We start from the raw sequence: 12378 nt of genomic DNA on the forward strand, positions 1-12378 counted from the left end.
CATGTACACCGAAAAACAACTCGAATTATTAGCATTATTAACACAAAATGGTCCGATGGACGTGGACTTACTTGCGCAAATGCTCGACTGGGAAGCGGCAGAAGTAGCAGCTTCCATCGAGACATTCAAACGCGACGGTGTCCTACTTGGTTACACCGCTGTCATCGACTGGCAAAAGATTCATGCCCACCATGGTGTGACAGCTTTCATCGATGTCAAAGTCACACCGAAACGTGGACGCGGTTTTGACGAGGTAGCGGAGCGGATTCATCGCTTCCCGGAAGTGACGTCTCTTTATCTGATGTCGGGCGCATATGACTTACAAGTCGTACTTGATGGCAAATCGCTACAAGAAGTCTCTCAATTCGTCTCGGAAAAATTATCGACGCTCGACTCCGTCATCTCGACGACGACCCATTTCCGCTTGAAGACCTACAAACACGATGGTGTTCTCTTCAGTCAGGATGATGACGACAAACGATTGAAGGTGTCTCCATGAAGTCTCTATCTGAACGTGTCGAACAGCTAGCCCCATCCGGTATCCGTCGTTTCTTTGATTTAGCAGGATCGATGGAAGACGTCATCTCCCTTGGTGTCGGTGAACCTGATTTTGTCACGCCATGGAATGTGCGCGAAGCGAGCTTCGCAGCACTCGAACAAGGCTATACAGCGTATAGTGCGAACGCCGGTTTGCTCGAGTTACGTCAGGAAATCGCACTCTATATGCAAGAAAAGTTCGCTATCTCCTATTCAACGACGGAAGAGATCATCGTCACGACCGGAGCCTCAGAAGGACTTGACCTTGCGTTTCGTAGTTTGATCAATCCAGGAGATGAAGTCATCGTCGTTGAACCGGCGTTCGTCTCGTATGCCCCTTTAATTGAACTCGCTGGAGGCATTCCTGTCGCCGCTGCGTGTCATGCAGAAGATGGTTTTGCGATTCAACCGGAAACGATCGAACAATTGCTAACGGACAAGACGAAAGCAATCATTTTCTGTTTCCCATCGAATCCGACGGGCTCGACAATGACACGCGATCAATTAGCGGACCTAGCGTTACTCGTCCAAAAACATGATCTATACGTCATCAGCGACGAAATCTATGCGGAACTGTCTTACGAAACGGAAGCGGTCTGTTTCGCGACCCTTCCCGGTATGCGAGAGCGGACGATCATCATCAACGGCTTCTCGAAAGCCTTCGCGATGACAGGCTGGCGGCTTGGCTTCACTTGTGCACCACCTGCAATCACGCAATCGATGCTGAAGGTGCATCAATACGGGATGATGTGTGCCCCGACACTCGTTCAATTCGCGGGCATTGAAGCACTCCGTTCACGTCATAAGACGGTTCCTGACATGGTGACGAGTTATCGGCAACGCCGGAACTATTTCGTCAAGGCGTTAAACGATGCCGGTCTTCCGACACACTTACCGGGTGGCGCCTTCTATGCCTTCCCGTACATCGGTCATACTGGACTAACGAGTGAAGAGTTCGCGGAGCAATTGTTACTCGCTGAACGCGTCGCCGTCGTTCCAGGATCCGTCTTCGGAGCAAGTGGTGAGGGGTATGTCCGAGCAAGTTACGCGAGTTCGATTGAACAACTACAAGAAGCGATCGCTCGGATTCAGCGCTTCATGAAAAAATGGCAGACTCAAGATGAGGCAGCATCGTCTCGTTCACATTAAAAATAAAAGGTTGACTCAAAAGTCAATCTCCACAAGATAAGGGTGGCAGAATGATAATCTGCCACCCTTATTTCGTAACAAAAAGAATGACCCGTCACACGCCACTCCTAGAGGAAAAAGCGCATTTGCGCTGTCAGAGACAATCAAGACCCGTTTTCCTGCTGGAATGAAGCAGGAAAACTGGCTTGTGTCTCGCCTGAGGAAAGGGCGTGAAAAGACGCGTCATTCTTTTTTTTAGTCAGTCCCTTATTTATTTAATCGATATAGAGAACAAGAAACATCCGATGATCGTCTTCTGCGTGGTACGGCGAGATCGGACCGAGTTGCGGCGCAAAGACTTCCAACCGATACGGTGAATCCTTGAAGTCAAGCGGTGTCCGCTCTTTGATCAACCGTCCCATTTCGTCCGCGAGTTCTTTCACTTCAATCAAACTACGTGAGCGTTCCATCGGTGCCTCGAAGACGAACGCCTCGATTCCTTCAATCGGCGCACATCGGAGGAAACGTCGGAGTGACGGTAATGCTGCCTCCATGTTGTCCTCGATCGTTTGGTTTTCCTCGTACACAGGGGCTCCCCAGAGGCGCACCTCACTTCCTGTCGCACTCCGGAAATGATCAATCGTCTCTTCCGTGATGGGATCACGCGTCAACGCGAAGCGTGTTTTATCCCGCTTCAGATTCTTCTCATTCGTCCGGTCGATTTCTGTCAGTAAATCAAGTTGAAGCGGTCGTGCTAAACGAAACAGTTCGCGTTGCAGACGTGCTAGGGAATGACCGATTGGCACAATCGTATCTTTCACTTTCGGTGGTTTATCGCCTTCATACCCGTTCATGACACGTGCAACTTGCCCTGCTTCATGTACAAGTCGATAAAACGAACCGTCCTGATCGTCGTTTTCCGTACCGAGTGTCTCATGCTGTTTTGCAAGATTCGTCACGTATTGATTCGCAAGACAGGTTGAGATCATCAAGACGTCGACAAGTTCCGAACGCAGGACTTCTACATCATTTTGTTCTAGTGCTTCACCGACTTCTCCGACTTCCTCCGTCAGGCGTGCGAGACCAGATAACGGTCGAAAATAACCGCCGAGTGAGCGAATCGTCGCATCAACCTTTTGTTGCAGTGTCTTCATCTGTTCCATCTGTCTGACCCTCCACGATTGCTTGGCGTACGTGCGCTTCTGTCTCTTGCTTGACGCGTTGTGCATACGCCTGATTTTTCTTCCATTCCCGGATTCCGACAGATGTCGCAGCAATCAACGCAGCAAATAGTCCAATTTCTCTTTTACGCATCGAGATCTCCTCCTTTTGAATGACTCGTAATCTACCTAAACATGATATGATGATATCAATAAATTCTACATAATCCAGTAAGAGGTGTTGCTTGTGTCGACTGAACGTCTTTGGCAAATGGCCCGGTTCCTGACGGTGATCTTCGCCTTCTTAATTGGTGGATGGTTACTCATCCGCCTCTCGTCCATCTTGTATCCATTCGTCTTTGCGTTTCTACTTGCCCTATTCAGCCGACCGCTCGTCGATTTCTTCCAAAAGCGGTTACGGATCAATCGTGGATGGGGTGCGTTGTTGTCGATCATTTTGATCAGTGGCTTATTGGTTGGCTCGCTCGCCTTGATCATCATGCAGTTGATTCGTGGTCTTGTATTCGTCGCCAATCAATTACCGGCGCAAATCCAAGAGTTGAGCCTGTATTTTCAAAAGCTGTACAATGAAAAACTGGCACCGATTTGGAACGATGCTTCTGAAGCCTTACGTTCACTGGAACCATCACAACAAAATACGGTTCAAAACAGTATCCAATCACTCGGTAGTTCGCTTGCGAGTGCAATCGGCGAAGGTTCAAAAAGTATCGCCATGATGCTACAGACGGTTCTTGCGACATTACCATCGATTGCATTGATTTTCGTCATCGTGTTACTCGCTTGGTTCTTCATCGCAAAAGATTGGCACCAGTACGAGATGCGATTGAAACGCTATGAGATGCTCCCTTGGTTTGCCCGTTTCGAGTCGGTCTTCCTGAGCTTACGGTCTGCCTTGTTCGGCTATCTCAAAGCACAGTTCACCTTGATCACGATCACGTTCTTTATCGTCTTGATTGGTTTGTTCATCATTGGTGTCGAGCATCCGTTTGCAGTTGCGTTTATCGCTGCCTTTTTCGATATCTTGCCGTATCTCGGTACCGGTTCCGTTTTCTTGCCTTGGATCGCCTACTCCTTGATTACCGGAGATACGACTCTTGCAATCGGACTTGGTATTTTGTACGCCCTCGTCATTCTTCAACGTAACATCATGGAACCGAAGATTGTCGGCGATAATATCGGCATTCAACCGATTACAGCATTGATCGCACTGTTCGTCGGAATTCAATTTTTCGGTGTCTTCGGACTGATTCTCGGACCATTGATCGCTGTCATCTTAAAAGCACTCTACAACGCCCAGATTTTTCATTATATCTGGGACTTCGTCAAAGGATCACCCACACCATTTCGGTGAGGGTGATTTTTTCGGTAGAGCTGCATATAACGGATACCCTTCCGGATCCACCGGTCGACTCGCCGGTAAGTAATCACACGGAAAACGGGCGCCGGTCGCAAGCAGACAAGCGTCGAGCCAATCATCGATCGCAACATGCGACTGACGCTGTTCCCATAACGGCGGACAATCAAAGCGCTCCAGCAATTCGATTCGTTCCGCAATGCCTTCCGTCGTTTTCTTTGAAAAGCGTGCCGGATGACCGGCGAGTCGCGCGAAACAGACTTCTGGATGAGCTTCAATCATCTCCGTTCGATATACCTGACGAACTTCTTTGATTTTCGGTAAGAGATACCATGCTTGTTTTGAAAGCCCGATCCCCACATGTTGTTTCGCTAAATCATTTGCTTCCATATACGTTGAAGCTGTCAGCGCACTGAGAAACGGTGCATTAAAGACACTACTCGTCCGCCCAGGGCGTAATTCCTGTCGTAACAACTGATCCGTTTCGCGTCGTCCTTCCGTTAAACCAATCGGCATATCGATCCAAATCCGGTCGGCGATCGGAATCTGTGCAAGCGTCGGTTCGACAAATCCCCTATAACGATCGTTTTCGTACATAACGACGACCCACCCCGCCTTTGCCGCATCAATTCCGATGACGTGCATTCGTCTTCTCCCGGAAAGAACGCAGTAGTGATAAGACGGTGAAGATACCGATGAACGTCGCGAGACCGAGCGATAGACGATCGCGCGCATCCAAGTACCAGACGACGGCAAGAATCGTCAACAAGACACCGAGTAAATTCCAGCGTCTCATTTTTCTTGCTCGACGAATCGATACAGACTACGAACCATGACGCCCGTTGCTCCTTTTGGACCAATCTCAGACGCTTGATTTTGTTCCGAAGTTCCTGCGATATCGAGGTGCAACCATGGTGTGTCACCAACGAATTCCCCGACGAACGCACCACCGAAGATCATATGTCCCATACGTCCCGGTGAGTTGTTCAAGTCTGCAACTTCCGAACGGCGGACTTGTTTAATGAAGGCATCGACATACGGCATTTGCCAAATCATCTCATTCGTCTCTTTCGTCACCTGTTCAAAACGTTCGTAAAGTGACGCATCATTCGTCAACGCACCCGTGATCTCTGTTCCAAGGGCAACAAGGACACCACCTGTCAACGTCGCAAGATCAATGATCGCTTTTGGCTGATACTCTTTGACGTACGTGACTGCGTCAGCGAGAACAAGCCGCCCTTCCGCATCCGTGTTCAAGACTTCAATCGTTTTTCCTGCCATCGATGTAATGACGTCGTCCGGCTTGAAGGCATCCCCGGAAATCATATTGTCGGTTGCCGGAATGACACCGATGACGTGAACATCTGGCTTGAGCTGACCGAGTGCTTCGAACAGACCAAGAACGGCTGCCGCGCCTCCCATGTCGCCCTTCATTCCGACAATCCCGTCTTTCGGTTTGATGGAATAACCACCTGTATCGAACGTGACGCCTTTTCCGACGACCGCGATTGGTGCTTCTGCTGAACCTTTATATTCAAGGACGATCAATTTCGGTGGAATGACGGATCCTTGGTTGACGGCAAGCAAGGCACCCATGCCGAGTGCTTCCATCTCTTCCTTATCGATGATCCGAAGATCATGCCCATGACGCTCCGCGATGAAACGGGCTTCGTCCGCAAGTGCTGGCGCTGTCAAGAGATTCCCTGGCATCGTTACGAGACGACGCGCTAAGTTCGTCGCTTCAGCCAAGACTGTCCCGCGGCGTACTGCTTCTTCCTCTTCAGGTAAGATCGTCAGTTGTAACGTATATGCTTTAGAAGGCGACGTCTTATAATGCTTGACCTCATATGTAGCGAGGGTAAATGTCTCGGCAATCAGTTCGACCGGTTGTCCTGGGAATGTCGTCGCATCAACTGTGACATGTTCTAAGCGACGTGCTTTAACATGTTGTGCTGCTTTTCCGAGTAAGCGACGCAAATCATCTTGCGAAAGCTGATCGACTTTCCCGAGCCCGACGAACAAGACACGTGCCACGTCTCCCGATAATGTCGGCAACAGTCGAAGTTCTCCACGTTTCGTTGAGATATCACCTTGACGGACCCACTCTTCTAATTTGTCACCATACAGTGCCTGTAACCGTTCATCGAGCGGTTGATTTCCTGAAATCCCGACAACGAGTACATCTACGGATTGATTCGTTTGCATATAAAACTCCCCCTTTGACTAGTATCTATTAGTATGAAGTGTTTTCAGTCATTTTCCAACTGATAGCCTCTCAACCGACCGCAAACGCTTTCACTACTTCTGTTCGACAATTTGTCGAAATGCTTGGTTTCAAACAATTGTTGCCCGTTTCACAATATGATAGGATTAAACGGGTGAAATGTTGAGACACTTCAAGAAACGATGCGTTTGCTGTTCCGAGAAATGTCTACGTTTTCATTCAAGGGAGAGTGCGCAGAAGGCTCGTTAAGAGAGAGGCGTTTATGGGTATCTATAGATAGCTAAGAAACGAAGTCGTCGCGTTAAAAAAACTTACTGAAAAGAGGGTAATGCACATGGCACAACATATCAAGGGAATTGGCGCTTCTGCAGGGATCGCGATTGCAAAAGCATTCGTGATGGAAACACCGGTCTTTGAGATTCCATCGCACAAAATCGAGGATGCAGCTGCGGAAAAAGAACGTTTCCAAGCAGCGATCGCAAAATCGAAGACGGAACTCGAAGTCATTCGTGAAAATACCTTACAAGAATTAGGTCCAGATAAAGCGGAGATCTTCTCGGCTCACCTTCTCATCTTAGAAGATCCGGAAATCGTCAGTCAGGTGAACGCAAAAATCGAGGATGAGCAAGCAAATGCTGCAAAAGCACTCGATGAAGTCGCAAACATGATGGTCATGATTTTCGAATCAATGGATAACGAATACATGCGCGAACGTGCAGCAGACGTTCGTGACGTCACGAAACGGACGATGGCTCACCTTCTCGGTATCACGTTCGTCACTCCAGCTCAAATCAACGAAGAAGTCATCATCATCGCAGAAGACTTGACTCCTTCAGATACAGCTCAATTGAACCGTAAATATGCTAAAGGTTTCGCAACGAACATTGGTGGCCGGACATCGCACTCTGCCATCATGTCACGTTCACTCGAAATCCCAGCAGTCGTCGGAACAAAAGTCGTCTTGACGGACGTTAAACACGGCGATCTTCTCATCCTTGATGGTGCTGAAGGTGACGTCATCGTCAACCCAAGCGAAGAGCAAGTGGCTGAGTATGAAGCAAAACGCGCAGCATACATCGCACAAAAAGAAGAGTGGAAAAAACTCAAGAACGAAAAAACAATGACGGCTGACGGTCATCACGTCGAGCTCGCTGCAAACATCGGTACACCAAACGATGTCAAAGGCGTTCTTGAGAACGGTGCAGAAGCAGTCGGTCTCTACCGTACGGAATTCCTCTACATGGATGCAGAGACATTTCCAACGGAAGACGAGCAGTTCACAGCTTACAAAACAGTTCTCGAATCAATGGGCGATAAAAAAGTCGTCATCCGGACACTCGATATCGGTGGCGATAAAGAATTGTCGTACCTTGATCTCCCACACGAGATGAACCCGTTCCTCGGTTACCGTGCGATCCGTCTCTGTCTCGATCAAACAGACTTGTTCCGTACGCAATTACGCGCACTTCTTCGTGCGAGCGCATACGGTAAACTTGCTGTCATGTTCCCGATGATCGCAACGATCGAAGAGTTCCGTGCTGCAAAAGCACTTCTCCTTGAAGAAAAAGCAAACCTCCAAGCTGAAGGCGTCACGGTATCGGAAGACATCGAAGTCGGTATGATGGTCGAAATCCCAGCAACAGCGGTCATGGCTCGTCAGTTCGCAAAAGAAGTCGATTTCTTCTCAGTCGGAACGAACGATTTGATTCAATACACGATGGCAGCAGACCGGATGAACGAAAAAGTATCATACCTGTACCAACCGTTCAACCCAGCGATCTTGAACCTTTTGAACAACGTCATCACTGAAGCACACAAAGCAGGCAAATGGGTCGGCATGTGTGGTGAGATGGCAGGAGAAGAATTGGCACTCCCAATCCTTCTTGGTCTTGGTCTTGATGAGTTCTCGATGTCAGCATCATCTGTCCTTCGCGCACGTAGCTTGATGACACGCCTCAACAAGTCGGAATGTGAAGCAATCGTTGAACAAGTGCTCGATATGGATACGGCAGAAGAAGTCGTTGACTTCCTCAGCACGACATTCGACATCAAAAAATAAGTTCTGTCAGACGAATCTGGAGTAATCCAGGTTCGTCTTTTTTTGTCTAATTCAACAAAAAAACAACGCCTCTTTCTAATAAGAAAGAAGACGTTGTTGAAACGGTGGTTATTGAGCTTGTTTCTTCTTCGCTGGCGTTGCTTGTTCCGACAGAATCGGACGCTCATTCCCCATCAAGAAGATAAAGATGACACCGAGTACTGCTGGAATCAACGCCCAGAAATAGACGGTTGAGATCGATTCTGCAAGCGATGTCTTGATTGCTGTCGCAACTTCGGGTGGCATCTTCGCAAACGCAGCAGCCGTTGGGAACTGTCCACCGGACGGCGCTCCACCTTGCGGCAACCGATCCGTTACAGCTGACGCGAACGTCCGTGATTGAATGATTCCGAGGACTGTGACACCAAGCGTCATCCCGATTGTCCGGAATGTCGAGCCCATCGAGGTCGCTGCGCCACGACGTTGCATCTCGATGCCATTGATACTCGCTAGATTCAACAGAGAGAAACTAAAGCCAACACCGAAGCCAAGAATGATCATATAGATCGTTACCGCTGTCCGCGATGTCTCAAGCGTCATCGTACTAAGGAGATAGACACCGAGTAGGAAGAAGACCGCTGAGACGATCATGACGTTCCGGAATCCAAACTTGTTCGGCAACTGTCCACCGAGTTGCGCCGAGATGACCGAGGCAATCAACATCGGCATCAGGATCAGACCGGAATTCGTCGCGCTTCCACCAAAGACACCTTGCACGAAGATTGGAATGAATACACTCGCCGAGATGAAGACGAATCCATAAAAGAACGCCACGCCCTGTGTTGCCGCAAATAAGCGACGACGGAATAGACTGAACGTAATGACGGGATCCGCAGCACGTCGTTCAGCAAATGCGAAGGCAACGAACGCGACGAACGCTGCTCCGAACAGACCAAGAATTTGTGGCGAAGACCACGCATATTCTTTTCCACCCATTTCAAGTGCGAGTAAGAATAACACCAATCCGGCGACAAGCGTAAAGGCACCGACATAGTCGATTTTCTGTGTCCGGTGCACCGGTGATTCCTGATAGAAGACCGTCACGAGACCAAGGGCAATCAAACCAAGTGGAATATTAATGTAAAACACCCAGCGCCAGTCGAGGGAATCCGTCAATACGGCACCAAGCAATGGTCCGAAGATACTCGAAATACCGAAAACTGCTCCGAACAACCCACTGACTTTCCCCCGTTTTTCCGGTGGGAAGATATCAAAGATGATCGTAAAGGCAATCGGCATCAACGCCCCACCACCAAGCCCTTGCAAGGCACGATAGGCAGACAATTCAATGATCGAGTCTGCCATTCCACACAAGATACTCCCTACCATGAAGAGGAGCATCCCAAAGAGGAAGAAGCGTTTTCTTCCATACATGTCACTCAGTTTACCGAAGATCGGCATCCCAGCAACGGTTGCGATCATGTAAGCCGACGTGACCCATGCATACTGATCAAACCCATTCAGTTCACTGACGATCGTCGGCATCGCTGTCGCAACGATCGTGTTATCCATTGCTGCGACTAAAATTCCAATCAATAATCCGATGACGACAGGTGTCGTATTCGTTTTTGTTGTAGTCGAAGACATCGACGCACCTCATTTCTCAAAAAATTAGCTAACTCTTATAATAGCTAACTCATTGTATCATCATATGTGCAAAATCTCATTATAAAATGTGCTCTACGATCGTTTCACACAAAAAAGACGGATCGCTCAGGGCGATCCGTCGCTTTTCTTCTTTACTCTACACGATACGAAATCGCTTCTCCGGCTTCGACCGTCCGTCCGACATCAACGTCGACTTTTCGATCGCCGCTGTTCGTGACGATGATTGGTGTCAGTAATGATGGTACGAGCGGTCGTACTTGTTCAAGATCTACATTGAGGAGTGGTGTCCCCGGTTCGACACGATCGCCGGCTTTCGCCAACGCCTCGAATCCTTTTCCTTCGAGTGATACCGTATCAATACCGATGTGAATCAAGATTTCATCTCCATTATCCGCAAGAATACCGATCGCGTGTTTCGTCGGGAAGAACGTCGTAATCTCACCAGAGACTGGAGAGACGACATATCCTTCCGTTGGCTCGATCGCATATCCGTCACCCATCATGCGACCGGAGAAGACTTGGTCCGGCACATCATCGAGAGAACGAATGATACCGCTCAGCGGTGCGACATATCCATCTTCAGGCACGTAAGCCCCACCACGATCTCCAGCGAGTGGACCGGCATCTGCTGTAGTTCCAGAAGTCCGTGCTTCGTCTCCCGTTGGTACTTGTGGAATTGGATCTGCTTCTGGTGTCTCTTTCGGTTTATAATTTGGATCTTTCATGATATCTGCCATTTCTGACTTGATCCCATCGGATTTCGGTCCAAAGATGGCTTGGACGTTATCTCCGACTTCAAGAACACCAGCAGCACCTAGTTCTTTCAAGCGATCCTTGTTGACGCCTGATTTATCATTGACCGTAATCCGCAGACGCGTGATACAAGCATCTAAGTGTTTAATGTTTGATGGACCACCGAATGCTTGTAGAATTTCATACGGTAGATCGCCTGCTTGTGCCGTTGAGGTAGCGGCACCCTCTTTAATCGCTTCGCGTCCTGGAATTTTCAGATCAAACTTCGTGATGACGAAGCGGAATCCGAAGTAGTAGATGACGGCGAAGACAAGACCGACTGGAATGACGAGCCACCACGAGGTTCGGTTCGGTAGAATCCCAAACAACGTGTAGTCAATCAATCCACCGGAGAACGTCATCCCGATCTTGACGTTCAGTAAATCCATGATCATGAATGAAAGACCTGCAAAGACAGCGTGAACGGCAAACAAAAGTGGTGCAACGAATACGAAGGAGAACTCGACTGGCTCCGTGATCCCAGTCAGGAAAGAAGTCAACGCAGCTGAGAAATAGAGACCTTCGACGGCTTTACGACGATCCTTTGCGACCGTGTGGTACATCGCAAGACAGGCTGCTGGCAGACCGAACATCATGAATGGATATTTCCCAGTCATATATGTCCCTGCCGTAAATGGTACACCGTCCTTCAACTGTGCGAAGAAGATCCGCTGATCCCCGTTGATGATCGTTCCGGCTTTATCCGTATATTCACCGAACTGGAACCAGAAGCTTGAGTACCAGATATGGTGAAGACCAAACGGAATCAACGAACGTTCGACGAGTCCAAAGATAAAGGCAGACAACGGTTCGTTCGCTTCGATAATTGTTTTCGAGAATGTGTTGATTCCACTGCCGATCGGTGGCCAAATATACGATAAGGCAAACCCGGCGACAAGACTGAATAAGGCGGTTGCAATCGGAACAAAACGTTTCCCTGCGAAGAATCCGAGGAAATCAGGCAGTTTGATTTTAAAGAATTTATTATAACTGTACGCTGCTATCAAACCGGCAATGATCCCTCCGAATACCCCCATTTGCAAGGTCGGTATCCCGAGGACCGTCGCATACGACAAGTCACTCGCTTTCTGTGCTTCCGTGATTTTTTCTGGTGTGATCTGTAAGAAAGAACTGATGACCTTGTTCATGATCAAGAAACCGACGATCGCTGCTAGACCGGCGACCCCTTCCCCATTCGCAAGACCAATCGCGACCCCGACGGCAAACAGTAACCCGAGGTTCGCAAAGATGATATCACCCGCATCCTGCATGACCCGCCAGATGACGACTAGCGAATCGTTCTCGAGAAACGGTAAATATTGCGTCAAGTTCGGGTTTTGAAACGCTGTCCCGAACGCGAGCAATAGCCCCGCTGCCGGCAAAATCGCTACCGGTAACATCAAGGCCTTACCGATCCGCTGTAAGACACCAAACACGTTTTTCCACATGCGTATAT

The 12378-nt window shown here is 48.9% G+C and carries 11 protein-coding genes; 4 read left to right on the forward strand and 7 right to left on the reverse strand.

What is annotated here, in order from left to right; genetic code table 11:
- Position 1: 1 nt before the first annotated feature.
- Positions 2–499: an Lrp/AsnC family transcriptional regulator gene (locus tag ACZGCQ_RS09180; protein WP_029342399.1), complete on the forward strand. Its 498-nt coding sequence runs from the start codon at positions 2–4 to the stop codon at positions 497–499.
- Complete coding sequence (locus ACZGCQ_RS09185) at positions 496–1686, forward strand: aminotransferase (protein ID WP_481266075.1); 1191 nt, start codon at positions 496–498, stop codon at positions 1684–1686. The genes ACZGCQ_RS09180 and ACZGCQ_RS09185 overlap by 4 nt, the downstream gene beginning before the upstream one ends.
- 254 nt (positions 1687–1940) lie before the next feature.
- Here ACZGCQ_RS09185 and ACZGCQ_RS09190 read toward each other — a convergent pair whose 3' ends face one another.
- Complete coding sequence (locus tag ACZGCQ_RS09190) at positions 1941–2828, reverse strand: MazG nucleotide pyrophosphohydrolase domain-containing protein (protein WP_481266076.1); 888 nt, start codon at positions 2826–2828, stop codon at positions 1941–1943.
- On the reverse strand, positions 2794–2979 hold the full coding sequence (locus ACZGCQ_RS09195; protein ID WP_047393459.1) for a hypothetical protein: 186 nt from the start codon (positions 2977–2979) through the stop codon (positions 2794–2796). Before ACZGCQ_RS09195 ends, ACZGCQ_RS09190 begins: the two co-directional genes overlap by 35 nt.
- A gap of 93 nt (positions 2980–3072) precedes the next feature.
- On the opposite strand from ACZGCQ_RS09195, the gene ytvI reads away from it, so the two are divergent.
- A complete protein-coding gene (gene ytvI / locus ACZGCQ_RS09200; protein WP_214730053.1) occupies positions 3073–4197 on the forward strand; it encodes a sporulation integral membrane protein YtvI in 1125 nt (374 codons plus the stop codon).
- On the opposite strand, the gene ACZGCQ_RS09205 is transcribed toward ytvI, so the two are convergent.
- Genes ACZGCQ_RS09205 through ACZGCQ_RS09215 form a run of 3 tightly spaced genes read right to left on the reverse strand, consistent with a single transcriptional unit; the run spans position 4177 to position 6405 of the window.
- Positions 4177–4845, reverse strand: coding sequence for a DUF429 domain-containing protein (locus ACZGCQ_RS09205; RefSeq protein ID WP_481266077.1), 669 nt, complete (start codon positions 4843–4845; stop codon positions 4177–4179). The genes ytvI and ACZGCQ_RS09205 overlap by 21 nt on opposite strands.
- A complete protein-coding gene (locus ACZGCQ_RS09210; protein WP_158513350.1) occupies positions 4826–4996 on the reverse strand; it encodes a hypothetical protein in 171 nt (56 codons plus the stop codon). Before ACZGCQ_RS09210 ends, ACZGCQ_RS09205 begins: the two co-directional genes overlap by 20 nt.
- Positions 4993–6405, reverse strand: coding sequence for a leucyl aminopeptidase (locus ACZGCQ_RS09215; RefSeq protein WP_481266078.1), 1413 nt, complete (start codon positions 6403–6405; stop codon positions 4993–4995). Before ACZGCQ_RS09215 ends, ACZGCQ_RS09210 begins: the two co-directional genes overlap by 4 nt.
- A gap of 353 nt (positions 6406–6758) precedes the next feature.
- Between ACZGCQ_RS09215 and ptsP the strand changes: the two genes are divergently transcribed.
- On the forward strand, positions 6759–8483 hold the full coding sequence (ptsP, locus tag ACZGCQ_RS09220; RefSeq protein ID WP_047393452.1) for a phosphoenolpyruvate--protein phosphotransferase: 1725 nt from the start codon (positions 6759–6761) through the stop codon (positions 8481–8483).
- Between the two features lie 108 nt (positions 8484–8591).
- Here ptsP and ACZGCQ_RS09225 read toward each other — a convergent pair whose 3' ends face one another.
- Together ACZGCQ_RS09225 and ptsG are read right to left on the reverse strand one after the other, a co-directional pair.
- Positions 8592–10109, reverse strand: a complete 1518-nt coding sequence (locus tag ACZGCQ_RS09225; protein WP_481266079.1) for an MDR family MFS transporter — start codon at positions 10107–10109, stop codon at positions 8592–8594.
- A 152-nt stretch (positions 10110–10261) separates the two neighbouring features.
- Complete coding sequence (ptsG, locus tag ACZGCQ_RS09230; RefSeq protein ID WP_350464357.1) at positions 10262–12370, reverse strand: glucose-specific PTS transporter subunit IIBC; 2109 nt, start codon at positions 12368–12370, stop codon at positions 10262–10264.
- Between the last annotated feature and the right edge of the window lie 8 nt (positions 12371–12378).

Source organism: Exiguobacterium sp. HSB13 (genome assembly GCF_056764755.1).

Excerpts from the sequence above, each read along its gene's own strand:
- ACZGCQ_RS09185 (WP_481266075.1), top strand. The coding sequence starts at position 496 with ATGAAGTCTCTATCTGAACGTGTCGAACAGCTAGCCCCATCCGGTATC.
- ACZGCQ_RS09225 (WP_481266079.1), bottom strand. The coding sequence starts at position 10,109 with ATGTCTTCGACTACAACAAAAACGAATACGACACCTGTCGTCATCGGA.
- ACZGCQ_RS09215 (WP_481266078.1), bottom strand. The coding sequence starts at position 6,405 with ATGCAAACGAATCAATCCGTAGATGTACTCGTTGTCGGGATTTCAGGA.
- ACZGCQ_RS09210 (WP_158513350.1), bottom strand. The coding sequence starts at position 4,996 with ATGAGACGCTGGAATTTACTCGGTGTCTTGTTGACGATTCTTGCCGTC.
- ACZGCQ_RS09190 (WP_481266076.1), bottom strand. The coding sequence starts at position 2,828 with ATGGAACAGATGAAGACACTGCAACAAAAGGTTGATGCGACGATTCGC.
- ptsP (WP_047393452.1), top strand. The coding sequence starts at position 6,759 with ATGGCACAACATATCAAGGGAATTGGCGCTTCTGCAGGGATCGCGATT.
- ACZGCQ_RS09180 (WP_029342399.1), top strand. The coding sequence starts at position 2 with ATGTACACCGAAAAACAACTCGAATTATTAGCATTATTAACACAAAAT.
- ACZGCQ_RS09195 (WP_047393459.1), bottom strand. The coding sequence starts at position 2,979 with ATGCGTAAAAGAGAAATTGGACTATTTGCTGCGTTGATTGCTGCGACA.
- ACZGCQ_RS09205 (WP_481266077.1), bottom strand. The coding sequence starts at position 4,845 with ATGCACGTCATCGGAATTGATGCGGCAAAGGCGGGGTGGGTCGTCGTT.
- ptsG (WP_350464357.1), bottom strand. The coding sequence starts at position 12,370 with ATGTGGAAAAACGTGTTTGGTGTCTTACAGCGGATCGGTAAGGCCTTG.